The sequence below is a fragment of the Streptomyces polygonati genome, from assembly GCF_042650325.1.
Lineage (GTDB): Bacteria > Actinomycetota > Actinomycetes > Streptomycetales > Streptomycetaceae > Actinacidiphila > Actinacidiphila polygonati.
Genome location: NZ_JBHSBB010000050.1, coordinates 38,182 through 64,151 on the forward strand (window position 1 = coordinate 38,182; position 25,970 = coordinate 64,151).

22 protein-coding genes and 1 other RNA gene are annotated in these 25,970 nt (G+C 73.1%); 19 read left to right on the forward strand and 4 right to left on the reverse strand.

From position 1 onward, the window contains the following. Positions 1 to 184: 184 nt before the first annotated feature. A complete protein-coding gene (locus ACFO3J_RS33640; protein WP_386437906.1) occupies positions 185 to 847 on the forward strand; it encodes a hypothetical protein in 663 nt (220 codons plus the stop codon). Positions 848 to 1,012: 165 nt separating this feature from the next. Here the strand turns inward: ACFO3J_RS33640 and ACFO3J_RS33645 are convergent, their stop codons facing one another. After that, positions 1,013 to 1,204 carry a hypothetical protein gene (locus ACFO3J_RS33645; RefSeq protein ID WP_386437908.1) on the reverse strand — a complete coding sequence of 64 codons (192 nt, stop codon included), beginning with the start codon at positions 1,202 to 1,204 and terminating at the stop codon, positions 1,013 to 1,015. Positions 1,205 to 1,532: 328 nt separating this feature from the next. On the opposite strand from ACFO3J_RS33645, the gene ftsE reads away from it, so the two are divergent. The 11 genes from ftsE to ACFO3J_RS33700 all read left to right on the forward strand — a co-directional run bounded on the left by ftsE (position 1,533) and on the right by ACFO3J_RS33700 (position 13,408). After that, on the forward strand, positions 1,533 to 2,222 hold the full coding sequence (ftsE, locus tag ACFO3J_RS33650; protein ID WP_386437911.1) for a cell division ATP-binding protein FtsE: 690 nt from the start codon (positions 1,533 to 1,535) through the stop codon (positions 2,220 to 2,222). A gap of 42 nt (positions 2,223 to 2,264) precedes the next feature. Then, positions 2,265 to 3,182: a permease-like cell division protein FtsX gene (gene ftsX / locus ACFO3J_RS33655; protein ID WP_386437914.1), complete on the forward strand. Its 918-nt coding sequence runs from the start codon at positions 2,265 to 2,267 to the stop codon at positions 3,180 to 3,182. Between the two features lie 117 nt (positions 3,183 to 3,299). After that, positions 3,300 to 4,502 carry a S41 family peptidase gene (locus ACFO3J_RS33660; protein ID WP_386437917.1) on the forward strand — a complete coding sequence of 401 codons (1,203 nt, stop codon included), beginning with the start codon at positions 3,300 to 3,302 and terminating at the stop codon, positions 4,500 to 4,502. Between the two features lie 18 nt (positions 4,503 to 4,520). After that, a complete protein-coding gene (smpB, locus tag ACFO3J_RS33665) occupies positions 4,521 to 5,000 on the forward strand; it encodes an SsrA-binding protein SmpB (protein ID WP_386437920.1) in 480 nt (159 codons plus the stop codon). A 179-nt stretch (positions 5,001 to 5,179) separates the two neighbouring features. Continuing rightward, positions 5,180 to 5,548, forward strand: a transfer-messenger RNA (tmRNA) gene (gene ssrA / locus ACFO3J_RS33670). Between the two features lie 405 nt (positions 5,549 to 5,953). Then, entirely contained in the window at positions 5,954 to 6,460 is a 507-nt protein-coding gene (locus ACFO3J_RS33675; protein WP_386437923.1) for a DinB family protein, read from the forward strand. A 265-nt stretch (positions 6,461 to 6,725) separates the two neighbouring features. Continuing rightward, positions 6,726 to 7,895 carry a uroporphyrinogen-III synthase gene (locus ACFO3J_RS33680; RefSeq protein ID WP_386437926.1) on the forward strand — a complete coding sequence of 390 codons (1,170 nt, stop codon included), beginning with the start codon at positions 6,726 to 6,728 and terminating at the stop codon, positions 7,893 to 7,895. Between the two features lie 103 nt (positions 7,896 to 7,998). After that, a complete protein-coding gene (locus ACFO3J_RS33685; protein WP_386437929.1) occupies positions 7,999 to 8,565 on the forward strand; it encodes a CGNR zinc finger domain-containing protein in 567 nt (188 codons plus the stop codon). Between the two features lie 148 nt (positions 8,566 to 8,713). After that, positions 8,714 to 10,969 carry a HelD family protein gene (locus ACFO3J_RS33690; RefSeq protein WP_386437932.1) on the forward strand — a complete coding sequence of 752 codons (2,256 nt, stop codon included), beginning with the start codon at positions 8,714 to 8,716 and terminating at the stop codon, positions 10,967 to 10,969. Positions 10,970 to 11,391: 422 nt separating this feature from the next. Next, on the forward strand, positions 11,392 to 12,840 hold the full coding sequence (locus ACFO3J_RS33695; RefSeq protein WP_386437935.1) for an NAD-dependent malic enzyme: 1,449 nt from the start codon (positions 11,392 to 11,394) through the stop codon (positions 12,838 to 12,840). Between the two features lie 286 nt (positions 12,841 to 13,126). Continuing rightward, positions 13,127 to 13,408, forward strand: coding sequence for an HU family DNA-binding protein (locus ACFO3J_RS33700; protein WP_033176253.1), 282 nt, complete (start codon positions 13,127 to 13,129; stop codon positions 13,406 to 13,408). A gap of 98 nt (positions 13,409 to 13,506) precedes the next feature. Here ACFO3J_RS33700 and murA read toward each other — a convergent pair whose 3' ends face one another. Then, positions 13,507 to 14,868, reverse strand: coding sequence for a UDP-N-acetylglucosamine 1-carboxyvinyltransferase (gene murA / locus ACFO3J_RS33705; RefSeq protein ID WP_386437938.1), 1,362 nt, complete (start codon positions 14,866 to 14,868; stop codon positions 13,507 to 13,509). Between the two features lie 228 nt (positions 14,869 to 15,096). Here murA and ACFO3J_RS33710 point away from each other — a divergent pair, with 228 nt between their 5' ends. The 7 genes from ACFO3J_RS33710 (at position 15,097) to ACFO3J_RS33740 (ending at position 24,177) form a co-directional block, all read left to right on the forward strand. Next, positions 15,097 to 15,684 (forward strand): YqgE/AlgH family protein, encoded by a 588-nt coding sequence (locus tag ACFO3J_RS33710; RefSeq protein WP_386437941.1) that lies wholly within the window; start codon positions 15,097 to 15,099, stop codon positions 15,682 to 15,684. An 11-nt stretch (positions 15,685 to 15,695) separates the two neighbouring features. Continuing rightward, positions 15,696 to 15,995 (forward strand): DUF3039 domain-containing protein, encoded by a 300-nt coding sequence (locus ACFO3J_RS33715; protein ID WP_386437943.1) that lies wholly within the window; start codon positions 15,696 to 15,698, stop codon positions 15,993 to 15,995. A gap of 7 nt (positions 15,996 to 16,002) precedes the next feature. Beyond that, on the forward strand, positions 16,003 to 17,271 hold the full coding sequence (locus ACFO3J_RS33720) for a tetratricopeptide repeat protein (RefSeq protein ID WP_386437946.1): 1,269 nt from the start codon (positions 16,003 to 16,005) through the stop codon (positions 17,269 to 17,271). A gap of 87 nt (positions 17,272 to 17,358) precedes the next feature. Then, a complete protein-coding gene (locus ACFO3J_RS33725) occupies positions 17,359 to 18,999 on the forward strand; it encodes a beta-N-acetylhexosaminidase (protein ID WP_386437949.1) in 1,641 nt (546 codons plus the stop codon). Positions 19,000 to 19,283: 284 nt separating this feature from the next. Further along, the gene (locus ACFO3J_RS33730; protein WP_386437952.1) at positions 19,284 to 20,156 is read left to right on the forward strand and encodes an FAD binding domain-containing protein; all 873 of its coding nucleotides are present in this window, start codon (positions 19,284 to 19,286) and stop codon (positions 20,154 to 20,156) included. After that, a complete protein-coding gene (locus ACFO3J_RS33735) occupies positions 20,153 to 21,811 on the forward strand; it encodes a 2Fe-2S iron-sulfur cluster-binding protein (RefSeq protein ID WP_386437955.1) in 1,659 nt (552 codons plus the stop codon). Before ACFO3J_RS33730 ends, ACFO3J_RS33735 begins: the two co-directional genes overlap by 4 nt. Then, the gene (locus tag ACFO3J_RS33740; protein WP_386437958.1) at positions 21,808 to 24,177 is read left to right on the forward strand and encodes a xanthine dehydrogenase family protein molybdopterin-binding subunit; all 2,370 of its coding nucleotides are present in this window, start codon (positions 21,808 to 21,810) and stop codon (positions 24,175 to 24,177) included. Before ACFO3J_RS33735 ends, ACFO3J_RS33740 begins: the two co-directional genes overlap by 4 nt. A gap of 487 nt (positions 24,178 to 24,664) precedes the next feature. On the opposite strand, the gene ACFO3J_RS33745 is transcribed toward ACFO3J_RS33740, so the two are convergent. Both ACFO3J_RS33745 and ACFO3J_RS33750 read right to left on the reverse strand, forming a co-directional pair. Continuing rightward, the gene (locus ACFO3J_RS33745) at positions 24,665 to 25,393 is read right to left on the reverse strand and encodes an isocitrate lyase/PEP mutase family protein (RefSeq protein WP_386437961.1); all 729 of its coding nucleotides are present in this window, start codon (positions 25,391 to 25,393) and stop codon (positions 24,665 to 24,667) included. Beyond that, the gene (locus ACFO3J_RS33750) at positions 25,390 to 25,848 is read right to left on the reverse strand and encodes a carboxymuconolactone decarboxylase family protein (RefSeq protein WP_386437964.1); all 459 of its coding nucleotides are present in this window, start codon (positions 25,846 to 25,848) and stop codon (positions 25,390 to 25,392) included. The genes ACFO3J_RS33745 and ACFO3J_RS33750 overlap by 4 nt, the downstream gene beginning before the upstream one ends. Positions 25,849 to 25,970: the final 122 nt, after the last annotated feature.

The window sequence follows — 25,970 nt, forward strand, 5'->3', positions numbered from 1 at the left end:
ATTCAGCCGATTGCGTGCTTAATGACCTTGACGGTACCTGTGAAAGCCGACAGGGTGTTGCGCGGCATGCGCACGATGTGAGGCGTCAGCGCACGGGGACGAACGCACCGGTCCTCCCAGCGGCTCCGCGCCCCTCCATGGCCGCGCACGCCTGAAGCAGACACCTACTGGGGGTACTTGACTCATGAGCAACCGCAACACACGGCTGCGCGTGACCCGCGTCGCCGCGGCCGTCCTCGTGGCGGCCGGTGCGTCCTTGACGGTGGCGGGAGTGGCCCAGGCCGCAGCCGTGCCGAAGCCGCTGGTGGACGTGCTGCCCACGGACACCGCGTCGGCCGACCCGACGGACACGACGACCGAGCCGCCGACCACCGCGCCGACCACGGAGCCGCCGACGACGCCCCCCACCACTCCGCCGACGTCGCCGACCACGGAGCCGCCGACCACTCCGCCCACGACCCCGCCGACGACGCCTCCCACCACGCCGCCGAGCACTCCGCCGAGCACGCCCGCCACGCCTCCCACGACGGCGCCGGGCACCATCGCGGGCGTCTCCGGCGGCGACACCCCCAGCACCGCCCCGGGAAGCACCCCGAGCGGCGGTTCGGCCGCGTCCGGCGGTAACGGCAACACCTGCACCCTGACCGGTGCGAGCGTGGACTGCGGCAACAACAACCCCGGCGCGGACACCGTCCAGCAGGTCCCGCAGGGCGCCACCACCAGCCAGCTCGCCGAGACCGGCTCGGACGGCACCACGTACCTCATCCTGGGCGCGGCCACCATGATCGCGGGTGGTGTCGGCTTCCGCCTGACCCCGCGTCTGGCCGGCCGCCGCGACGCCGGCTGAGTTACAGCCCCGGGCGTACACCAGTGACGCGAACGGGGCCCGGGGCGCGTCAGGCGTCCCGGGCCCCGTTTCTCATGGCCGCGGTGATGTCCGCGGCATTCGTGCGAAGCGCACGCGCGGAAGCTCCCGCCGGTCACCCCGCGGGGATTCGATGACTACTCTCGGTCAAGCTGTGGCGTGCTCCACGACCAGCACCAGCGCCAGCAGCGCGACGAGGAAAGCTATGAGCGCGGCGGGAGATATCGACGACAACGGGTTCTCCCGTTCCAGTCGGGCGCGGCTGGCGCGGCAGACGGGGCAGCGGCCCTCGCTCACCGGGCCGGCGCAGTTCGCACACACCAGTCGGTCGCATGTCATGCGATCTCCTCCTCCGCCCCAATGAACGCCCCCGGTGCCGGAATCGTTCCCGAGGCGACGCGGTCCTACTCCGCGGATGCGCCGCGCGTAGGGGATGCGCGGGTCCACTACGTGTACACGCACCTTCCACTGTGACAGGTTCCGCGCGAATCGGCGCCCCCGCACCGGCGCCGGGCGGCGGAGACCGGACGCGACAATGACGGTTTTGTCCGTGGATGCCCTGTGGGCAAGGCCACCAACCTCGGACGGCGACTGCGCGGCCTGAGCGCGGTCGCGTAGTGTCGCCCCCACATCCCCTGTCCGCTCACCCCGCAAACCTGGTGCGAACGTGATCCGATTCGACAACGTCACCAAGACCTACCCCAAGCAGAACCGTCCTGCCCTGCGGGATGTCACGCTGGAGATCGAGAAGGGTGAGTTCGTCTTCCTGGTCGGCTCGTCGGGCTCCGGGAAGTCCACCTTCCTGCGGCTGATCCTGCGCGAGGAGCGTACGGACACCGGCCTGGTGCACGTGCTCGGCAAGGATCTGGCCCGGCTGTCGAACTGGAAGGTCCCGCACATGCGGCGCCAGCTCGGCACGGTGTTCCAGGACTTCCGGCTGCTGCCCAACAAGACCGTCGCGCAGAACGTGGCGTTCGCCCTCGAAGTGATCGGCAAGCCGCGCGGCACCATCCGCAAGACGGTGCCCGAGGTGCTGGACCTGGTCGGCCTGGCCGGCAAGGAGGAGCGGATGCCCGGCGAGCTGTCGGGCGGTGAGCAGCAGCGCGTCGCGATCGCGCGGGCCTTCGTCAACCGGCCGATGCTGCTGATCGCCGACGAGCCGACCGGAAACCTCGACCCGCAGACGTCGGTCGGCATCATGCGGCTGCTGGACCGGATCAACCGGACCGGCACCACCGTGGTGATGGCCACCCACGACCAGAACATCGTCGACCAGATGCGCAAGCGCGTCATCGAACTTGAGAAGGGCCGGCTGGTGCGCGACCAGTCGCGCGGTGTCTACGGCTACCAGCACTGACTGAGCGCCGTAACCACCAGCCCCTGAAAGGAACTTGGCACCATGCGCGTCCAGTTCGTCCTGTCGGAGATCGGCGTCGGTCTTCGCCGCAACCTCACGATGACCTTCGCCGTCATCATCTCCGTGGCCCTCTCGCTGGCTCTCACCGGTGGCGCCCTGCTGGTCAACAAGCAGGTCAACGCGATGAAGGGCTACTGGTACAACAAGGTCGAAGTCACCATCTACATGTGCAACAAGGGCGACGCGGTGACGACGCCCAACTGCGCCAAGGGCGCCGTCACGGACGACCAGAAGAAGAGCATCCTCGCCGACCTCAACAAGCTCCAAGTGGTGGAGAAGGTCTACTACGAGTCGGCGGAGGGCGCGTACAAGAACGCCCAGGAGCAGTTCAAGAACTCCCCGCTGTACAGCTCGGTCACGCCGGACCAGATGGAGGAGAACTACCGGGTCAAGCTGAAGGACCCGACCAAGTTCGCGGTCATCGCCAGCGCGTTCACCGGGCATCCGGGGGTGCAGTCCGTCGAGGATCAGCGGGCGGTGCTGCAGAGCCTGTTCGGTCTGCTGAACGGTATGACCAGGGTCGCGTACGTGGTCCTCGCCTTCATGCTCACCGTGGCCATGCTGCTGATCGTGAACACCGTCCGTGTCTCGGCGTTCAGCCGCAGACGCGAGACCGGGATCATGCGGCTGGTCGGCGCGTCCAGCTTCTACATCCAGATGCCGTTCATCATGGAGGCCGCTTTCGCGGGACTCGTCGGCGCGGGGCTGGCCTGCGTGATGCTGCTCGGCGGCAGGTACTTCCTGATCGATTCCGGGCTCAAGCTCCAGGACAAGATCTCGTCGGTGTCGTTCCTCGGCTGGGGTCCGGTGTTCGGCGTGCTGCCGCTCGTGCTGCTGATCGGGTTGTTCATGCCGGCCCTCGCCGCGTTCGTCGCGCTGCGCAGGTATCTGCGGGTCTGACGGCTCCGGCCGCTCCGGCAACTCGGGCCGCTCCGCCGGTCCGTCCGCTCGGACCGGTCGGGCCGGTCCGTCCGCGCCCTTCCGTGCGCCGCCCCTTCCTGGCCTAGACTTCCCGCCATGTCCGGCCTGTCATTGTTCGGGTCGCCCCGCCGTATCCGCCGCGGGGCGACCCTGACGTTGGTGTTCGGGACGATGCTCGCGACAGGGGCCGCGGCCGGCAGCCTCACCTCTCCGGTCCGGCGGATCGCCGACAGCGGACTGGCGCGGGCGGCCGAGATCCAGGGCGCCGCGCCCGCCCCGCTCGACACCGGCCGCATCGCCGAGGAGATCCAGGACGGCGAGGTCGGCCCGGCCACCGCGCGGAAGCTGGTCAGCCGCAGCGGCGACCGCTGGTCCTCCTTCTACACCGCCCAGGAGTACGCGGGCCTCCAGCAGGCACTCGACGGCCGCTACGTCGGGGTCGGCCTGTGGGTGCGCCGGATCGACGGCGGGCGGATCCAGGTCGCCCGGGTGCAGGGCGGCAGCCCGGCCGGGCACGCCGGTATCCGGGTCGGTGACGTGCTGACCACCATCGACCGGATCGGCTGCGCCGGCCTCCCGGTCACCGAGGTCGTCGCCGATCTGCGCGGGGACGACGAAGACGGCGGGGACGGCGACACGGGTGGCGGCGTGCCCGGCAGCCGGGTCACCCTCGGTGTCGAGCGCGGCGGGCGCGGCTGGAAGGTCACGCTGCGGCGCGCCAGCCTGGCCACCGAGGCCGTCACCGTGAGCCGTCCGAAGGGCGGGCCGACCGACATCAAGATCGACGCGTTCTCGGCCGGTGTCGGCCGGCAGGTCCGCGCCGCGGCCCGGAACGCCCCCCGCGGCGTGCTGCTCGATCTGCGCGGCAACTCCGGCGGCCTGGTCACCGAGGCGGTGGCCGTCGCCTCGGTCTTCCTCGACGGCGGCCTCGTCGCCACCTACGACCTGCGCGGTCAGCAGCGGGCGCTGTACGCGGCGGCCGGCGGCGACACCGCCGTCCCGCTGGTGGTGCTGGTGGACGGCGGCACGATGAGCGCCGCCGAGATGCTGGCCGGCGCGCTCCAGGACCGCGGCCGGGCGGTCGTGGTGGGGTCGCGGACCTTCGGCAAGGGGTCGGTGCAGATGCCCAGCGCGCTGCCCGACGGCTCGGTGGCCGAGCTGACCGTGGGCCACTACGACCTGCCCGCCGGCCGGGGCGTGGACGGCCGGGGCATCACCCCCGATGTGCAGGTCCCGCCCGGGCAGGACCCGGTGGCCGAGAGCCGCGAGGTATTCGCTGGCCTCGGAGCCCCCTCGTAGTGGGACAATGGTCCGGCTATGGCAAAAGAGACGGGTCGCAAGATGATCGCGCAGAACAAGAAGGCGCGACACGATTACCTCATCCTGGACACCTACGAGGCCGGTCTGGTGCTGACCGGTACCGAGGTGAAGTCCCTGCGCATGGGCCGCGCGTCGCTGGTCGACGGCTTCGGGCAGCTCGACGGCGGTGAGGCGTGGCTGCACAACGTGCACATCCCCGAGTACACCCAGGGGACCTGGACCAACCACACGGCCCGCAGGAAGCGCAAGATGCTGCTGCACAAGGCCGAGATCGACAAGCTCGTGCAGAAGTCCCAGGAGAGCGGGCACACCATCGTGCCGCTCGCCCTGTACTTCAAGGACGGCCGGGCGAAGGTCGAGATCGCGCTGGCCAGGGGCAAGAAGGAGTACGACAAGCGGCAGACGCTGCGGGAGAAGCAGGACCGGCGCGAGTCGGACCGCGCGATGTCGGCGGTCCGCCGGCGCCAGCGCGCCTGAGCGGTCCGCCGCCGTCGGCGGGCGCGCCGGGGCGGGTGGTACGTCGGGCGGGTGACGGCGCGGTGGACCGGGGGTGTGCGCGCGGGAATGCGCTGGCACCGCCGGACGTTCTTCCACTACGATGGCGTGAGGACCGCGGGGCCATGGTGAGTTCCGCGGGCACCTTGAAAACACAACATGGGGATGATCGGTTTCGACTGGGGATGTCGAAGCAGGGGAAGCGAGCCGAGAAAGCGGCAATGATCTCGTAAACCATATGCCGAAACAATAATCGCCAACACCAAGCGCGATTCCTTCGCCCTCGCTGCCTAAGTAGCGACTTGCGAAGTGTCAGCCCGGGGCTGTTCCCGACCCGGATCCTGGCATCAGCTAGGGAACTAAACTTCTAGGACCGGTCACGGGTCCTGGAAGGAAATCAAACAGTGGCTGGGCCCGTCGGCGGCTTGTCCGCGTGACTGCCGGGGCCGAGAAAAGCACAGCGGACTGCGCTCGGAGAAGCCCTGATTTTGCACCACAGGACGCGGGTTCGATTCCCGCCATCTCCACCATGACGACAGGCGAGGTGTGCCCGCGCGAAAGCGCGGGCCGCCTCGCCTTCGTCGTTTGGCGGCACGCCGCCTGCCGGGGGCGCGGGCCGGATCCGCCCCGGGGGTTGTGGTTGTTTGCGGGCTGCGGCCCGTCGTGGGCTGGTGGCGCAGTTCCCCGCGCCCCTGTTGGTCACCGCCTGCCGTCAGGCGTGTCCCCGCCGGGGGGACCGGTGCGTTTCGGGGTGGGGGAACGGCCCCGCCAGGGGCGCGGGGAACTGCGCGACCAGCCAGGACGCAGCGACAGCCGGGGGGCGGCCGAACCACGCCCGGTGGGCCGCCGGCAGGGGCCGGGCGGGTTGCGAGGGGGACGCGCCGGGCGGTTATGTGGGGGCCCAGAGGATTCGGACCGGGGAAAGGCGGAGCCAAATGGCACCGGGGGCGGAGATCCGCGCGCTGGTCGGGGCGCTGGAGGCGCAGCGGCGGCATGTGCGGGAAATGGTGGACGGGCTGGACGAGGAAGCGCTGCGCCGGGCGGTGCTGCCGTCGGGGTGGACGTGCCTGGGGCTGGTACGGCACCTCGCGCTGGATGTGGAGCGCTTCTGGTTCCGGGGCGTCGTCGCAGGTGAGCCGGAGGTCCTCGACTGGCTGGCGCGGGGACCTGAGAACGCCTGGCGGGTCGGCCCCGAGGTGCCGGCCGATTCCGTACTCGATCTGTACCGCCGGGAGACCGCGCTCGCCGACGCCGTCATCCTGGACACCGCTGTGGACGCCGCCCCGGCCTGGCGCCCCGAGGGCCCCTCGGGCGGCTGGCAGCCCGGCACCCTGCGGGACGTGCTCCTGCATGTGATCACCGAGACGGCGTGCCACGCCGGGCATCTGGACGCGGTTCGCGAACTCATCGACGGCAGGAAGTGGCTCGTGCTGACCGACTGAGCGCGCCCGCCTGCCCGCCCCGGCCGTATACCTCCGGTGACCCGCCGCCCCGGGCATCGGCCCGCACGGGCGGCTCCCGCCTCGTCGGCGGTGCCGCGGACGCGGAAAAGGGTGCCCCGGTCCGTAACAGCCGGGAAATGCCGGTGAACTCGGTGTGTCATGCCCTCTTGCGACGATGCAGATCCCGGCGGGACGAGCGGCGCCGATGGGACGGCGGGCGCCCCGGCGGGATCTGCATCTCCAGCACGAGCCGGGCGGAGCGGTGATGGGAACGGATTCCGGACAGACCAGTGAACCGGGAGCGGTGCCGCCGCTGGCGGGCTTCACCGTGGGGGTGACGGCGGCCCGCCGCGCCGATGAGCTGACCGCGCTGCTGGAGCGGCGCGGCGCCGCCGTGCTGCGGGCGCCCGTACTGCGGATCGTGCCGCTGTCGCGGGACGCCGAACTCCTGGCCGTGACCCGGCGGTTGCTGGACGACGTGCCCGACATCGCGGTGGTCAGCACCGCGATCGGCTTCCGCGGCTGGATCGAGGCGGCCGAAGGGTGGGGCCTCGGCAAGGAGTTGCTGCGCGGGCTCGGCGGGGTCGAGATCCTGGCGCGCGGCCCGAAGGTGCGCGGCGCGGTGCGGGCGGTCGGGCTGGCCGAGGCGTGGTCGCCGGCCTCGGAGTCGATGGCCGAGGTGCTGGAACGGCTGCTGGAGCAGGGGGTCGAGGGGCGCAAAATCGCCGTACTGGTGCACGGGGAGCCGCTGCCCGGCTTCAGCGAGGCGCTGCGCGAGGCGGGCGCGCTGGTGGTGGCGGTGCAGGTCTACCGCTGGATGCCGCCGGAGGACCTGGCGCCGGTCGACCGGCTGCTGGACGCGGTGTGCGCCCGGGGGCTGGACGCGGTGAGCTTCACCAGCGCGCCGGCCGCCGCCTCCCTGCTGGACCGGGCCCGGCGGCGCGGGCGTCTGGAGGAGCTGCTGCGGGCCTTCCGGCGCGGTGAGGTGCTGGCGGCGTGCGTCGGACCGATGACCGCCTTGCCCTTGCAGGCGCACGACGTGCCGACCCGGCAGCCGGAGCGTTTCCGCCTGGGCCCGCTGGTGCAGCTCATCGCCAGTGAACTGCCCGGGGGCGTGCGGCCGTTGCCGGTAGCGGGCCACCGGCTGGAGATACGGGGGCAGGCAGCCGTGGTGGACGGTGGCCTGCGGGCCGTACCGCCGGCCGGGATGTCGCTGCTGCGGGCACTGGCCCGGCGGCCGGGCTGGGTGGTCTCCCGCGGCGACCTGCTGCGGGTGCTGCCCGGAGCGGGCCGCGACGAGCACGCGGTCGAGACCGCGATGGCCCGGCTGCGGGTCGCCCTCGGAGCCCCGAAGCTGATCCAGACCGTCGTCAAACGGGGCTACCGCCTCTCCGTCGACCCCCACGCCGACGCCAAGTACGCGCCCGGCTCCTGACGGTCCGTCGCCTTTTTCGATACGGCTTGACGCTCTTCTAGCTCACCGCGCCGTCTGCGGGCACCCTGAAGGGAGAGCGACGGATGGGGAAGGTGGTGGCGCGATGGAGGCGCTGCGCTTTGACGGTGGGCGGGTGTGCCTGGACCTGGTCGCGACGGGGGCGGAGGAGGGGCTGCCGTCGGTGGGGAGCTTACGGGCGTGGGTGTACGGGGCCGGGCTGGTGCCCGAAGGGACGTCGGTGGGGGTGGCGGACTGGTGGCTGGCCGCCTTCGTCGAGCTGAGGGGCCGGCTCGGGCGGATGGTGGAGGCGGAACTGGCGGCGCACCGGCAGGCGCCCGCCGACGTGGACGCGCTGAACGCCGCCGCACGCCCCGCCACGCCCGCGCCCGCCGCCGTAGCGGGGGAGGGCGGGGCGCTGCGCCGGAGCCTGGCCGGGGAGCCGAGGTGCGAGGAACTGCTGGCCGCGGTCGCGCGGGACGCGGTGGAGCTGTTCACCGACCCGGTGGCGCGGACCCAGCTGAGGCGCTGCGCGGGGGAGAACTGCACGCTGGTCTATCTGGACACCTCGCGCGGCCGGCGCCGCCGCTGGTGCAGCAGCGAGGTGTGCGGGAACCGCGAGCGGGTGGCCCGCCACCGCCGCCGCAGCACGCTCAGGACCGCGCAGGGCTGACCGGGAGGGCGCCGGACGGGCCACCCGGGGGAAAGCCGGGGCCCGGGCGGCGGCGGCCGGGTGGGCAGAAGGCCGCAGGTCGCGTACGGTTGCAGGCTGCCCCTCGCACGGTCGCGCGAGGGGCACCGCACGAAGAAGGGGGTCCTGCGTGGCCGCGCAGACCGCAGCACCGGGGGTCAGGGACCAGGAGATCGCCGCCGAGCAGGCGCACCTGGACCGGGTGTACCACCGCCTTGAGGAGAAGATCCACGAGGCGGAGTTCCTGATGAGCGACGCCGCCCAGCGGGGCCAGGTCGGCACGCCCGGCGCGCTGGCCGAAAGGGACGCGCAGGTCTTCCGGGCCGGCATCCACCTCAACCGGCTGAACAGCGAGTTCGAGGACTTCCTCTTCGGCCGGATCGACCTGCTGCGCGGCAAGGACGGCAAGAAGGGCGCCGACGGCGCGTTCACCTCGGTCGATCCGGCCGACGACGCGATCCGTGAGGACGCCACCGCCGACATCGCCGAGACGCTGCACATCGGCCGGATCGGGGTGCTGGACACTGACTACGCGCCGCTGGTGATCGACTGGCGGGCCCCGGCGGCCGCGCCCTTCTACCGCTCCACGCCGGTCGCGCCCGGCCGGGTGGTGCGCCGCCGGGTGATCCGCTCCAAGGGGCGCCGGGTGCTGGGCGTCGAGGACGACCTGCTGCGTCCGGAGCTGACCACGGGGCTGCCGGTGATCGGGGACGGCGCGCTGATGGCCGCGCTCGGCCAGGCCCGTACCCACACCATGCGGGACATCGTCTCCAGCATCCAGGCCGAGCAGGACCTGGTGATCCGCGCGCCCGCCGCGTCCGTCACCGAGGTGACCGGCGGGCCCGGCACCGGCAAGACCGCGGTGGCGCTGCACCGGGCCGCGTACCTGCTCTACCAGGACCGGCGGCGCTACGCCGGGGGAATCCTGTGCGTCAGCCCCACACCGCTGCTGGTGGCCTACACCGAGGGCGTCCTGCCGTCGCTGGGCGAGGAGGGCCAGGTCGCGATCCGCGCGGTCGGCTCGCTGGTGGACGGGGTGACCGCGGACCTCTACGACGATCCGGCGGTGGCCCGGATCAAGGGGTCGCTGCGGATGACGAAGGTGCTGCGCAACGCCGCCCGGGGCTGCCTGGACGGCGACGACCGGCAGCCCTCGGTGCTGCGGGTGGTCGCCTTCGGCCGCCGGGTCGAGCTGGACCCGCAGGAGCTGGACGCGGTGCGCCAGCAGGTGCTGGGCGGCACCGCCCCGGTCAATCTGCTGCGCCCGCGGGCCCGCCGGCTGCTGCTGGACGCGCTGTGGCGCAAGTCCGGCCGCCGCTTCGACGACCAGCAGCTGGCCGCCGAGGAGCGCCAGGGCTTCGACGAGGACATCAGCACCGAGCAGGACTTCATCGACTTCCTGGACGGCTGGTGGCCGGTGCTGCGACCGGCCGACGTGCTGGCGGCGCTGGCCGACGAGAAGCGGCTGAGCCGCTGGGCGCGCCGGGTGCTGTCACCGCCCGAGGTCCGCCGGGTGGCCCGCTCGCTGCGGCGCACCGGCGCCACGGTGCACGACGTGGCGCTGCTGGACGAGCTGGAGACGCTGCTGGGGCTGCCGCCCCGGGACAAGCGGCGTGAGATCGACCCGATGGACCAGCTCACCGGTCTGGACGAGCTGATGCCGCAGCGCGGCGAGAGCGGTCGGGAGCGGGCCGAGCGGCTGGCCTGGGAGCGCACCGAGTACGCGCACGTCATCGTGGACGAGGCGCAGGACCTCACCCCGATGCAGTGGCGGATGGTGGGCCGCCGCGGCCGCACCGCCACCTGGACGATCGTCGGCGACCCGGCGCAGAGTTCCTGGTTGGACGTGGACGAGGCGGCCCGCGCGCGCGACGAGGCCCTCGGCGCCCGGCCGCGCCGCCGCTTCACCCTGACCGTCAACTACCGCAATCCGGCCGAGATCGCCGAGGTCGCCGCCACGGTGCTGGCGCTGGCCATGCCGGGCAGCGAATCGCCGCGCGCCGTCCGCTCCACCGGCATCAGGCCGCGCTACGAGGTGGCCGGCGACGACCTGGGCGCCGATGTGCGGGCCGCGGCGCAGGTGCTGCTGGCCGAGGTGGACGGCACGGTCGGTGTGGTCGTGGCGATGAACCGGCGGGCCCAGGCTCGGGGCTGGCTGGCCGGGCTGGGCGACCGGGTGGTGGCGCTGGGCAGTCTGGAGGCCAAGGGCCTGGAGTACGACGCCACGGTCGTGGTCTGTCCGGCGGAGATCGCCGAGGAGTCGCCGGCCGGCCTGCGGGTGCTGTACGTGGCGCTGACCCGGGCCACCCAGCAGCTGACCGTGCTGGCCGGGGAGCGGGATCTGCCGAACGCGGACGGTGTCCCCGACCTGCTCAGGAGGGACTGAGCGGAGGGCTGGGCCGGGGCTGGGCCGGGCACCGGCCCTCGGAGACGACTTCGGGCGCCCCTCCGTGCAGGAGGGGCGCCCGAAGGACGTTCATGACACCGGCCCGCCATGCTCGCCTCGCGGCAAGTGGGCGCTCGAAGCGCCTAAGGTTGGGCCCGGGGGCTTGGATCGAGCCGGTGCCTTGTCCAATCTAACAAACCCTTCGCGGAACCTCTTCCCGTGGGGCGGAAAACCTCATGGGTCACCCCTCGGTCATGCGTTCTTCCCCCGCCGCTCGCCACCCGCTCGGCCGATCTCCGCATCGCGGAAGTAGTCTTCCGTCCTCAGCCGCGGGTTTAGACCTACCCGGCGGTAGGTGCGACGATCGATCCGCATTACGGACAACCGAACAACCCTCTCGTAGGAACCGGAAGAAGGTCGTCATGGCAACGGCGCCAAGCGTCTCGTACTCGATCACGGTACGGCTGGAGGTCCCCGCCAGCGGGACCGCGGTCAGCCAGCTGACCGCCGCGGTGGAGTCCTCCGGTGGATCGGTCACCGGCCTGGACGTCACGGCCTCGGGCCACGAGAGGCTGCGGATCGACGTCACGGTGGCGGCCAGTTCCACCGAGCACGCCGACCAGATCGTCAGCAAGCTGCGCGGCATCGAAGGCGTCGTGATCGGCAAGGTCTCCGACCGTACGTTCCTGATGCACCTCGGCGGCAAGATCGAGATGCAGTCCAAGCACCCGATCCGCAACCGTGACGACCTGTCGATGATCTACACCCCCGGAGTCGCCCGGGTCTGCATGGCCATCGCGGCCAACCCCGAGGACGCCCGCCGGCTGACCATCAAGCGCAACTCGGTGGCCGTGGTCACCGACGGCTCCGCGGTGCTGGGCCTGGGCAATATCGGCCCCAAGGCCGCGCTGCCGGTGATGGAGGGCAAGGCGGCGCTGTTCAAGCGGTTCGCCGGCATCGACGCCTGGCCGCTGTGCCTGGACACCCAGGACACCGACGAGATCGTGACCATCGTCAAGGCCATCGCCCCCGGATTCGCCGGCATCAACCTGGAGGACATCTCCGCGCCGCGCTGTTTCGAGATCGAGGCCCGGCTGCGCGAGGCGCTGGACATCCCGGTCTTCCACGACGACCAGCACGGCACCGCGATCGTGGTGCTGGCCGCGCTGACCAACGCGCTGCGGTGCGTCGGCAAGGAGATCGGCAGCCTGCGGGTCGTCATGTCCGGCGCGGGCGCGGCCGGTACGGCCATCTTGAAGCTGCTGCTGGCGGCCGGCCTCAAGCACGCGGTGGTGGCCGACATCCACGGCGTGGTGCACGCCGAGCGCGACGACCTGAAGGACGCGGCCCCGGCCTCCCCGCTGCGCTGGGTCGCCGAGAACACCAATCCGGAGGGGGTCACCGGCACCCTGAAGGAGGCCGTGGTCGGCGCCGACGTCTTCATCGGCGTGTCCGCCCCGGACGTCCTGAACGGCTCGGACATCGCGAAGATGGCCGACAAGGCGATCGTCTTCGCGCTGGCCAACCCCGACCCCGAGGTGGACCCGGGCGAGGCCAGGGAGACCGCCGCCGTGGTCGCCACCGGGCGCAGCGACTTCCCCAACCAGATCAACAACGTACTGGTCTTCCCCGGCGTCTTCCGCGGCCTGCTCGACGCCCAGTCGCGTACGGTCAACACCGAGATGATGCTGGCCGCCGCGCGGGCCCTGGCGAGCGTGGTCGGCGACGGCGAGCTGAACCCGAACTACATCGTCCCCAGCGTCTTCAACGACAAGGTGGCCGGCGCGGTCGCCGACGCGGTGCGGGAGGCGGCCAAGGCGCAGGGCCCGTCGGTGTCCGGGGCGGCGACCGGTACGGCCGTGGCACTGTGACGGTCACCGCACCGCGACGGCGGCCCTAGCGGTCGGCCGCGGACGTCGGGGCGGACATCGGCGCGGACAACGCCCGGATTCCGGCCGATCGGAATCCGTGTGTGCACCATGGGACGACAATCCGTCATGCCCAAGCCCCCGGCCACGCTTTTTCCACGACTCGCGCGGGCAGGCGATTGGCTTTCCCCCCATATGTGGGGGCAGGATGCACACCTGGGCAGTGAGGCACACAGCAACAGCTTCGAGCTCGCGCCCCCATGGCTAGAAAGAACACGGGAGTACAGATATGAACCGCAGTGAGCTGGTGGCCGCGCTGGCCGACCGCGCCGAGGTGACCCGCAAGGACGCGGACGCCGTCCTGGCCGCGTTCGCTGAGACCGTCGGTGAGATCGTCGCCAAGGGTGACGAGAAGGTCACCATTCCCGGCTTCCTGACCTTCGAGCGCACTCACCGTGCCGCCCGCACCGCCCGCAACCCGCAGACCGGCGAGCCGATCAACATTCCGGCCGGCTACAGCGTCAAGGTCTCCGCGGGTTCCAAGCTGAAGGAATCCGCCAAGGGCAAGTAAGCCGCCGAGGGCGTGACACACGAAGGGCGGCCGTCCCGGTGGGGGACAGCCGCCCTTCGGCGTTCGCGGGGGCCGGGAGCGGGCCAGGGCCCGCTTTCTCAGGCCGCTGTGGTCGCCGCTGTCGCCGCCGCCCGCTCCGGCAGCTCGATGTGCGCCCCGAGGCCCTGCAGCTTGGCCAGGAAGTTCTCGTAGCCGCGGTTGATCAGGCTGATGCCGTGCACCCGGGAGATGCCCTGGGCGGCCAGCGCCGCGATCAGGTAGGAGAATCCGCCGCGCAGGTCGGGGATGACCAGATCGGCGCCCTGGAGCTTGGTCGGCCCGGAGACCACCGCCGAGTGCAGGAAGTTGCGCTGCCCGAAGCGGCAGGCGCTGCCGCCCAGGCACTCCCGGTAGAGCTGGATGTGCGCGCCCATCTGGTTGAGCGCCGAGGTGAAGCCGAGCCGGGACTCGTAGACCGTCTCGTGCACGATCGACAGCCCCGAGGCCTGGGTGAGTGCCACCACCAGCGGCTGCTGCCAGTCGGTCTGGAAGCCGGGGTGGACGTCGGTCTCCAGCGCGATGGCGTTCAGCGGGCCGCCCGGGTGCCAGAAGCGGATGCCCTCGTCGTCGATCTCGAAGGCGCCGCCCACCCGGCGGAAGGTGTTGAGGAAGGTCATCATCGACCGCTGCTGGGCGCCGCGGACGTAGATGTCGCCCTCGGTGGCCAGCGCCGCGCTCGCCCAGGACGCGGCTTCGAGGCGGTCCGGGATGGCCCGGTGGGTGTAGCCGTCGAGGCGGTCCACGCCGGTGATCCGGATGGTGCGGTCGGTGTCCATGGAGATCATCGCGCCCATTTTCTGCAGTACGCAGATCAGGTCCTCGATCTCCGGCTCGACCGCCGCGTTGGCCAGCTCGGTGACGCCCTCGGCGAGCACCGCGGTCAGCAGCACCTGCTCGGTGGAGCCCACCGACGGGTACGGCAGCCGGATCTTGCAGCCGCGCAGCCGCTGCGGGGCCTCCAGATACTGGCCGTCGGCCCGCTTGTCGATGGTCGCGCCGAACTGGCGGAGCACGTCGAAATGGAAGTCGATCGGCCGGCCGCCGATGTCGCAGCCGCCCAGCCCCGGGATGAAGGCGTGGCCCAGCCGGTGCAGCAGCGGGCCGCAGAAGAGGATCGGGATCCGGGAGGAGCCGGCGTGCGCGTCGATGTCGGCGACGTTGGCGCTCTCCACCTTCGTCGGGTCCAGCACCAGCTCACCGGGCTCGTCGCCGTTCTCCACGGTCACGCCGTGCAGCTGGAGCAGCCCGCGTACGACCTTGACGTCACGGATCTCGGGGACGTTGCGCAGTCTGCTGGGCCCGCTGCCGAGCAGCGCGGCCACCATGGCCTTCGGTACGAGGTTCTTCGCGCCTCTGAGCCGGATCTCGCCTTCAAGAGGGGTTCCGCCATGGACAAGCAGTACGTCGGCGATGTCGGTCATGGATCTCGCGATCGTCGGAAGGATCGTTCGCAACGGTTCGGAAGCCGTGGGCGACCGTCGGGAACAGTTGGGAACGGGCCTTGGGGCAGGCATGGGGGCAGCGGGACGCCCGGGGCGGAGGTCGCCGCGCGGGAACGCAAGAAGAAATGGTAATGCGCTGGACGTGTGCCCGTGTTTGGCGGGCCCACGCCCAGGATGAGCCTACGCGCGCCGCTCCCGTGCGGGATCATGTGGAGCATGACCGAGGTGACCTCGCTCACCGGGCGGCTGCTCGTCGCCACCCCCAGGCTGGCCGACCCCAACTTCGACCGGGCCGTGGTGTTCCTGCTGGACCACGACCGGAAGGGGTCGCTCGGCGTCGTGCTGAACCGCCCCACCGGGGTGGAGGTCGGTGACGTCCTGGAGCCGTGGGCGCCGCTGGCCGTCGCCCCGCGGGTGGTCTTCCAGGGCGGTCCGGTCTCGCTGGACTCCGCGCTGGGCCTGGCCGTCGTGCCGGGCGAGCCGGCCGCGGACGGCGAGAGCGGGCTGCTGGGCTGGCGGCGGGTGCACGGCGCCATCGGCCTGGTCGACCTGGAGGCGCCGCCGGAACTGCTGGCCGCCGAGCTGGGATCGCTGCGGATCTTCGCCGGCTACGCCGGCTGGGGGCCGGGCCAGCTGGAGCAGGAGCTGGTGGCCGGCGCCTGGTATCTGGTGGACTCCGAGCCGGGCGACCTGTCCGCCCCCGACCCGGAGCGGCTGTGGCGCTCGGTGCTGCGCCGGCAACTGGGAAAGCTGGCGATGCTGGCCACGTATCCCGACGATCCGAGTCTCAATTAGGCTTGACTCCCATGAGCACTCTTGAGCCCGAGCGCGGGACGGGCACCGGCACTCTGGTCGAGCCGACTCCGCAGCTCTCCCATGGTGACGGCGACCACGAGCGCTACGCGCACTATGTCCAGAAGGACAAGATCATGGCGAGCGCGCTGGAAGGCACGCCCGTCGTCGCGCTGTGCGGCAAGGTCTGGGTCCCCGGGCGGGACCCGAAGAAGTATCCGGTCTGCCCGATGTGCAAGGAGATCTACGAGGGCATGTCGTTCGGCGGCGGCGACGGCGCCAAGGACAAGTCCGGAAAGGGCAGCAACGGCTGACGGCGGCGTGTTCGGCGCGGCCGGCCCGCCCGACGACGAGGATCTGCCCGGCGGGCCGCCCGAGGACGACGCCAGCAGCGGTGAACGGGTGCACGTCCTGGTCGGCCAGGGCCGGTTCGCCGAGGCGCACACCCTGATCAGCGATGCCTTCGTGGAGCGCAACGGCAGCGCGGGCTATCTGCTGCGCGCCTGGGTGCTGACCCAGGAGCGGCGGCCGGTCGAGGCCCGCGAGGCGGTCGACTGGGCGCTGGCCCTGGCCGGGCCGGCGGAGACCGCGGACGTCTTCGTGCTGGCCGGGGTCGTCCTGCTGACCCTGGACGAGGCGCACGACGCGCTGACCGTGGCGCTGCGGGCCCATGGCGCCGAGCCCGACGGCTGGGAGCCCTCGGTGCTGCTGTCCGACGTCTACCGCCGGCTCGGCCGGGTCCCGGACGCGGTGGTCGCCGCCCGCCGGGCGGTCGCCGTCGCTCCGTACGAGGCCGAGGCCCAGGTGGCGCTGGCCCGTTCACTGTCGGCGACCCGGGGCCTGTTCGGCCGGCTGCCCCGCCGGCACCGCACCGAGCACGAATCGGCGGTCGAGCGGGCGTTGACCCTCGGGGTGGACGCCGGGCAACTCACCGCGCCGCGCGGCGGCGCGCTGGTCGGCGGGATCGGCCTCGCGCTGTTCTGGGCGGTGCAGCTCTACCGGATCGAGACCGGCGGCGGCTGGCAACTCCTGTCCGCCGCGGCCGTGCTGGCCGCCACCCTGGTACTGATCGCGCTGCTGGTACGGGTCGGCACCCGGCGCTCCGGCGTCACCGCCAGGACCCGGCTGCGCGGCATCCGGGCCACCACCCGTACCGAACTGGGCGGCGACGACTGGCTGTGGCGGATCGGCGCGGTCCATGTCGGCGCGCTGCTGCCCTTCCCGGTGCTGCTCAGCACCGGCATGGTGGCCGACCGGGCCCGGGGCGGCCACGGCTGGCCGCTGTGGGCCACCGCGACGGCCGCCGCGGCCGGGCTCGGCGCGCTGGTGCTGGTGCTGGTCGGGGCGCGCTGGTGGTACGGCACCTGGCTGGCCCGGCGGATGCTGGGCTACGGCCGGGTGGTGGCCGTGCAACTCGCGGTGGCCGGCGGGCTGGCGGGCAGCACGGTGGGGCTGGCGGCGGCCGGGCAGGCGTCCGGCTGGCCCTGGACGGCGCTGGCGCTGGGCCACCTGGCCTGGACCGGGCTCAGCTGGTGTGCCGCGGTGGTGCTGGTCTGGCGGCTCCAGACCCGGCGGCGTCAGGCGCTGTAGCGGCCGGGAGTCCGCACGCGCGGGCGGGACATCGTTATTCCGGGATTGGTCTATGCCAATCGGCGTTCGCCGGGCAGGATTGTTTCCATGGACCTCATTCCCACCCCCAGCCACAAACCAACGTATTCCGCCGACGGGAGCTTCGCCCTCACCGCCGGGACCCTGCTCGTCGCGGAACCCGGTACGGAGGCCACCGCGCGCTGGCTGCGGGCGACGCTGGGCGCCGCCACCGGGCTGCCCTTCGCCGCCGGGACGCCCGGCGAGCGCTCGGCCGGCGGAGTGGTGCGGCTCGCGCTGGACGAACGGGCGTCGGGCAGCGCCGAGGGCTACCGGATCACGGTCGACCCGGCCTCGGGCGTACGGATCATCGGCGCCGGACCGGCCGGCGTCTTCTGGGGCGCGCAGACCCTGCGCCAGCTGCTGGGACCCGACGCCTTCCGCCGCGCCCCGGTGGGCGCCCCGGACCGCTCCTGGCAGGTGCCGGCCTGCCACCTCCAGGACGCCCCGCGCTTCGGCTGGCGCGGCTTCATGCTCGATGTGGCGCGGCACTTCATGCCCAAGGACGTCGTCCTGCGCTATGTCGACCTGATGGCCGCGCACAAGCTGAACGTGCTGCACCTGCACCTCACCGACGACCAGGGCTGGCGGGTGGAGATCAAGCGCTATCCGCGGCTCACCGAGGTCGGCGCCTGGCGGGAGCGCACCAAGGTGGGCCTGCGGGAGTCACCGCTGTGGGACGAGCGCCCGCACGGCGGTTACTACACCCAGGACGACATCCGGGAGATCGTGGCCTACGCCGCCGAGCGGCATATCACCGTCGTCCCCGAGGTCGACATCCCGGGCCATTCGCAGGCGGCCATCGCCGCGTACCCGGAACTCGGCAACACCGACGTCATCGACACCACCACCCTCCCCGTCCTCCCCAGTTGGGGCGTCAACCCCAACGTACTGGCACCCACCGACAACACCCTGCGCTTCTACGAGAACGTGTTCGCCGAACTGCTGGAGCTGTTCCCCGGCACCTTCTTCCACGTCGGCGGCGACGAGTGCCCCAAGGAGCAGTGGCGCGAGTCGCCCACCGCCCAGGCGCGGATCAAGGAGCTGGGGCTGGCGGACGAGGACGAGCTGCAGAGCTGGCTGATCCGGCACTTCGACAAGTGGCTATCCGAGCGCGGCCGCCGACTGATCGGCTGGGACGAGATCCTGGAGGGCGGCCTCGCGGAGGGGGCCGCCGTCTCCTCGTGGCGGGGCTACGGAGGCGGTATCGCGGCGGCCAGGGCGGGCCACGACGTGGTGATGTGCCCGCAGAGCCATGTGTACCTGGACTGGCGGCAGTCGGAGTCCCCGGACGAGCCGGTGCCGATCGCGCACGCCCGCGGGCTGGAGGATGTCTACCGCTTCGAGCCGGTCCCGCCGGAACTGACCGAGGAGGAGGCCGCACATGTGATCGGCGCGCAGGCCAACATCTGGACCGAGGTGATGGACTCGGTGCGCGTGCTGGACTACATGGCCTTCCCCCGGCTCGCCGCCTTCGCCGAGGTCGCCTGGTCCGCGCTGCCGGAGCCGGCCGCGCGCGACTGGCCCGACTTCGAACGGCGGATGACCGCCCACTACGCCCGTCTCGACGCCCTCGGGGTGGAATACCGCCCCGCCGGCGGGCCGCTGCCCTGGCAGCGCCGCCCCGGCGTGCTCGGCCGCCCCAAGGAGGGGCCGCCCCCGATCGTGTGATCCGGTCCGGGAGTTGTCCACAGATCCCGGAGTTTTCCACAGGCCACTCGGCGGGCCGGCCGGGTGGACGCGTACCGTGGCAAGCGCCCTGAACGATGGCAATTCCGGCACAGCGGAAAATACCCCGCGCAGTCGCATGTTCGCCCCCGGGGCGGGCGGATCGGTACTTCGTGGACCCTCGCGTCGACCACCGGGGAACATGTGCCAGAGTTGCCACGTCCGGGCTGTCAGCACGTACGGTACGGCTACCGCGTGACGGAGGAAGGCCGGGAAGGGGCAGCTGCGTGAGCACGTATGCACAGCAGGCGGCGGAGAATGTCACGCTGCCGTCCTCGCTGGACGAGGCGGTGGAAGCACTCGCCGCCATGCCCAGCGCCGTGCCCGTCGCCGGTGGCACCGACCTGATGGCGTCCGTCAACTCCGGGCAGCTGCGCCCGGCCGCACTGGTGGGCCTGGGCCGGATCAGCGAGATCCGCGGCTGGCAGTACGCCGACGGGGCCGCGCTGCTCGGCGCGGGACTCACCCACGCCCGCATGGGCCGCCCCGACTTCGCCGCGCTGATCCCCGCGCTGGCCGCCGCCGCCCGCTCGGCCGGACCCCCGCAGATCCGCAACGCGGGCACCCTCGGCGGCAACATCGTCTCGGCGGCGCCCACCGGTGACGCGCTGCCGGTGCTGGCCGCCCTGGAGGCCGGGGTGATCCTGGCCGGGCCGGACGGCGACCGCGAACTGCCGGTCAGCCACCTGCTCACCGGCATGGACCCGCTGCGCCCCGGCGAGCTGCTGGCCTTCGTCCGCATCCCGCTGCTGCACGCCCCGCAGACCTTCCTCAAGGCCACCGGCCGCACCGGTCCCGGCCGGGCGGTCGCCTCGGTGGCGCTCGTGGTGGACCCGGCCCGGCGCCAAGTGCGCTGCGCGGTCGGCGCGGTCGCCCCGGTGCCGCTGCGCCCGCTGGAGGCCGAGCACTGGGTGGCCGGCCTGATCGACTGGGACGGGGAGCGCAGCCTGGCACCCGAGGCGTGCACCGCCTTCGGGGAGTATGTGGCCGCGGCCTGCATTCCCGACCAGCCGGGGGTCGAACTGCCGCCCGCCGCAGTCCAGCTGCGGCGTACGGTGGCCGCACTGTCCCGCCGAGCGCTCGGGAGGGCCCTGGCATGACCGACCAGCCGCACGGGCCGGGCGCGCCCGGCAACTCCGGGTCGTGGCAGCCCGTGCCGGGAGGCGGGGACTACGACCCCGACCAGACCATGCACGTCTCCTTCGCCGCCCAGCTCCCGCCCGAGCCACTGCCGGGGGAGGACCCGCTGAGCGCGCACGGCCCGGCGGGCGCCGGCGGCGCGGACTCCGCCGGCCCGGCGGACCCCGTCACCCAGTGGTCGATCCCCGTGATCAGGGAGGAGGCGGAGGCCGACTCGGCGGAGTTCCCCGTCGGCTCCTTCACCCCGTCCTGGGAGCCGCCGGCCCCGCCCACGTCCACCGGGTCCTTCCCGGCCGGGATGTTCGGGCAGGGCGCCGCCGCCGCGCAGGCGGCGCAGGCCGAAGCGGCGGCGCAGGCCAGGGCCGCCGGAGAGGCGCGCGGCGGGCACGTCCGCGCCGCGGCGCCTTCCGGTGAGCCGTTCGCCGGCGAGCACCTCAGCGGCCAGTGGGGGGCGCCCTTCGCCGGCCCGGCGGGCGGCGACGCGGTGCCGTGGCTGCCCGCGCGTCCGCCGGCCGCCGACGCCGCCTGGTCCGCCGCTGTGGACGACCCGGAGCGGCCCGTCGCCCGGCCTGCCGACAGGCCTCTGGACGGGTCCGCGAGCACCGGACTGTTCGGGCTCCCGCCACGCGCTCCGGGGACGGACCCGGGCGCCGGGCAGGGCGCCCACCCCGCCGACCGCGTCGCGCACTCCAGCGCCCCGCACGCCGAATCCGCCCCCGGAGAGAGCCCGCAGGCCGCCCCGGGGGCCCCTCACGAGCTGGACGGCCGGGACACCCTCGACCGGTTGGGCGTCCTGGACGGCCTCGACGCGCTGCCCGGCCTGGAGGGCCTCGGCGGCCCCGACGCCCTCGACCGGCTCGACGCGGACCCCGACACCCGCGGCGACGCGGAGCGCGGTTCCGAGCCCGGCCCCGATCGGGATCCCGATGCCGTCTCCGGCCTCGGTGCCGCCTCCGACCTCGGCGCGGCTTCCGACCTCGGGGCGCGGGACGCGGCCGAGGCCGACCCGGTGGTCGAGCCCGAGCCGCTGCCCGAGACCCGCAGTGAGCACCCGCTCGCCTCGTACATGCTGCGGGTCAACGGCACCGACCGCCCCGTCACCGACGCCTGGCTCGGCGAGTCGCTGCTCTACGTACTGCGCGAGCGCCTCGGCCTGGCGGGCGCCAAGGACGGCTGCGAGCAGGGCGAGTGCGGGGCCTGCTCGGTGCAGGTCGACGGCCGGCTGGTCGCCTCCTGCCTGGTGCCCGCGGCCACCGCGGCGGGCAGCGAAGTACGCACCGTCGAAGGGCTGACGGTCGACGGCCGTCCCTCCGACGTGCAGTGCGCGCTCGCCGAGTCCGGAGCCGTCCAGTGCGGCTTCTGCATCCCCGGCATGGCGATGACCGTCCACGACCTCCTGGAGGGCAACCACAAGCCCACCGACCTCGACATCCGCCAGGCGCTCAGCGGCAATCTGTGCCGCTGCTCGGGCTACCGCGGCGTGATCGAGGCGGTCCGCGAGGTCGTCGCCGCCCGCGACACCGACGACGACCCCGCCTTCTCCGACGAGGCCCGCGTACCCCACCAGGGCGCGCCTCACCAGGGCGGCTCCGGCGCGCAGGGAGGAGCCGTATGAGCATCACCGACGGTACGGCCGGCACGAGCGGTGCCACGGGCACGACCGGTACCCCCGGCGCGGCCGGCGCCACGGCCGCCACCGGCACCGCGGCGCCGCCCGCGCTGGCCGAGGGGCCGCTGCACGGCATCGGCGTCTCCCTGCCCTCCCTGGACGCGCTGGCCAAGACCCAGGGCACGTATCCGTACGCCGCCGACCTGTGGGCCGAGGGCCTGCTGTGGGCGGCCGTGCTGCGCTCGCCCTACCCGCACGCCCGGATCACCCGGATCGACACCGCGGACGCCGTCGCGATGCCCGGCGTGCGGGCCGTCATCACCCACGAGGACGTCCCCGGGGACGCCATGCACGGCCGCAAGGTCGCCGACCGCCCGGTCTTCGCCCACGAGCTGGTCCGGCACCACGGCGAGCCGATCGCCGCGGTCGCCGCCGACCACCCGGACACCGCCCGGCTCGCCGCCGCCGCGATCCTGGTCGAGTACGAGGTGCTGGAACCGGTCACCGACCCGGAGAAGGCCTTCGCCGCCGAGCCGCTGCATCCCGACGGCAATCTGATCCGGCACATCCCGCTGCGCTTCGGCAACCCGGAGACGGTCGGCGAGGTCGTGGTGGAGGGGCTGTACCGGGTCGGCCGCCAGGACCCGGCCCCGATCGGCGCCGAGGCCGGCCTGGCCGTCCCCCGCCCGGACGGCGGCGTGGAGCTGTATGTCGCGTCCACCGATCCGCACGCCGACCGCGATCTGGCCGCCGCCTGCTTCGGCCTGGAGACCGACCGGGTCAAGGTCGTCGTCACCGGGGTGCCGGGCGCGATGGGCGACCGCGAGGACTCCGGTATCCAGCTGCCGCTCGGGCTGCTGGCGCTGAAGACCGGCTGCCCGGTGAAGTTCGTGGCCACCCGGGAGGAGTCCTTCCTCGGCCACGCCCACCGCCACCCGACGCTGCTGCGCTACCGCCACCACGCCGACGCCGAGGGCCGCCTGGTCAAGGTCGAGGCGCAGATCCTCCTGGACGCGGGCGCGTACGCCGACGCCTCCTCGGACGCGCTGGCCGCCGCGGTGGCCTTCGCCGCGGGTCCCTACGTCGTCCCGCACGTCTTCGTCGAGGGCTGGGCGGTCCGCACCAACAACCCGCCCTCCGGGCATGTGCGCGGTGAGGGCGCCCTCCAGGTCTGCGCGGCCTACGAGGGCCAGATGGACAAGCTCGCCGCCAAGCTCGGGCTGGAGCCCGCCGAGGTGCGGATGCGCAATGTGCTGGGCACCGGGGACCTGCTGCCCACCGGCCAGACGGTCACCTGCCCGGCCCCCGTCGGCGAGCTGCTCAAGGCCGTCCGCGACGCGGAGCTGCCGCCGCTGCCCGACGGCGACGACGAGTCCCAGTGGCTGCTGCCCGGTGGCACGGCCGGCGCGGGCGAGCCGGGCGCGGTCCGCCGCGGCGTGGGCTACGCGCTGGGCATGGTCCATGTGCTGGGCGCCGAGGGCACCGACGAGGTCTCCACCGCGACGGTGCGCGTCCACGACGGCCGGGCCAGCGTGATCTGCGCGGCGGTCGAGGCCGGCCAGGGCTTCACCACCCTGGCCCGGCAGATCGTGCAGGAGGTGCTGGGCGTGGAGGACGTCCGTGTGCTGCCCTCCGACACCGACCAGCCGCCCGCCGGACCGTCGGCCCGCGGCCGGCACACCTGGGTCTCCGGCGGGGCGGTGGAGCGGGCCGCGAAGATGGTCCGGACCCAGCTGCTCCAGCCGCTGGCCGCGAAGTTCGGCATGTCGGTGGAGCTGCTCTCCATCGCCGACGGCAAGATCACCTCCTACGACGGCGTCCTGTCCACCACGGTCGCCGAGACGCTGGACGGCAAGGAGTTGTGGGCGACAGCGCAGTGCCGCCCGCACCCCACCGACCGGCTCGACGAGGGCGGCCAGGGCGACGCCTTCGTGGGCCTCACCTTCTGCGCGGTGCGCGCGGTGGTGGACGTCGACATCGAACTCGGCGCGGTGCGGGTGGTGGAGCTCGCGGTCGCCCAGGACGTGGGCCGCGTCCTCAACCCGCGCCAGCTGGTCGCCCGGATCGAGGCGGGCCTCACCCAGGGCGTCGGCCTGGCCCTCATGGAGGACTTGCGCGCCCCGCGCGGCGTTATCAAGCGCCCCAACCTCACCGGCTATCCGCTCCCGACCGCCCTCGACGCCCCCGAGGTCCGCATCGTGAAGCTGGTCGAGGAGCGCGACGTGGTGGCCCCCTTCGGCGCCAAGGCGGTCAGCGCGGTGCCCGTCGTTACCGCCCCGGCCGCGGTCGCCGCCGCCGTCCGCGCGGCCACCGGCCGCCCAGTCAGCCGCCTCCCGATCCGCCCCCAGGCGGCCATCGTCAAACCGGCATAACCCTTCGGGCGAGCACCGGTTGCCCGGGGGCGCGGGCCCCTTCCCGGGCGCGCCTGCGGGTGGCGTCCCGCCGCCGGTGCGGTCCCGCACCCCGGCCGGGTGCGGCCTGCGCGGCCGCGGTCGTTGGTTGCGGGGGCCGGGCACCGCCGGTCTGCCCTACGCCGCTTCCCGCCGTCGCGGCGGGGTAGGGGGTGCGGGGGCGGGCACCCCCGGCCCCGGCGCAGCACGCACCGGTAGATGCGCGCTGGGCTCTGCCGTTCTGCGCCGTTTCGCTTCCCGCCGTCGCGGCGGGTAAGGGGGTGCGCGGGTGTGCACCCCTGGCCCCGGCGCAGCGTGCACCGGCTCGGCTGCGCCGGCCTGCGTCGGCCCGCTTGCCGCCGTCGCGGCGTGTGGGGGGTGCCAGGTGCCCCCCGGCACCCCTGCGCGGCACGCGGGGCCGCGGCCCCCGGGGCCCGTCCGTCCCCGGTCACGGCCCCCGGCGGGGGCCTCAGCGCAGCAAGCCCGCCGCCAGGTCCTTCACCGCTTCGAGGGCCTGCTGCTGCATGCCGCCGCCGAAGGTGACGCGGGTCGCGCCCATGACGCCCAGTTCGCGGGGGGAAGGGCCGCCGGGTTTGCAGTAGGCGTTGAGCGGGAGGGCGATGCGTTCGGCGAGTTCGGCGAGCTGAGTCGGCGGGGCGAGGATCGGGTAGACGCAGTCCGCGCCCGCCGCCGCGTACAGCCGACCGCGTTCGACGGCCGCGGCGGTCGTCCGGTCGCCGCGCAGATACGTGTCCACCCGCGCGTTGATCACCAGCTCGGGGCCGGCCACCGCGCGGACCTCGGCCAGACGGTCCGCCTGCTCGCGGGGGTCGACCAGCCGTCTGCCGACCGGGTCGGAGTCCTCCAGATTGCACCCGACCGCGCCGGTGTCCAGCAGCCGCTCCACCAACTCCTCGGCGGGCAGCCCGTATCCGGCCTCCACGTCCGCGCTGACCGGCACGTCCACCGCCCGTACGATCCGCGCGATCGCGGCGAACATCTCGGCCGCGGGCGTCCCCTGCCCGTCCGGGTAACCCAGCGACGCCGAGATGCCCGCGCTCGGCGTGGCCAGCGCGGGGAACCCGGCGTCCGCGAACACCGCCGCGCTCGCCGCGTCCCACGGCCCCGGCAGTACCAGCGGATCGTCGGCCGCGCGCCCCTGGTGCAGTGCCCGCAGCACCGATGCCTTGCCGCTCACTTCTCCCCGCCGGGCGGCGTCCGGAAGGCCACGTTGAGCCGGTTCCACGCGTTGATCGCCACGATGACGCTCACCAGCGCCGCCAACTCGTCGTCGTCGAAGTGCTGGGCCGCCCGCTCGTACACCGCGTCCGGCACGAAGCCGTCGGTGAGCAGCGTCACCGACTCGGTCAGCGCGAGAGCCGCCCGCTCCTTTTCCGTGTAGACGCCGGGCACTTCCTCCCACGCGGTCAGCAGATCGATCCGCTGCTCGCTCTCGCCGGCCTTGCGGGCCATCGCGAGGTGCAGGTCCAGGCAGTACGCGCACCGGTTGATCTGCGACGCCCGGATCTTCACCAGCTCGACGAGCACCGGATCGAGCCCTTTGGCCGAGGCCTGGCTGAAGGCCATCATCGCCCGGAACACATCCGGGGTCTGCCGTCCGTAGTTCAGTCGCTTGCTCACGTCATCCGTCATAGCCCTGACGCTACATAGCACCAAGGCCCCACGCCATGACGGATCGTGCGGTCTTCGGCCCGGGTCCGAAGTCCCGGCGCCGGCCCCGCTCCCGGTCCTGGTCCCGGCGGATCAATCCGGTT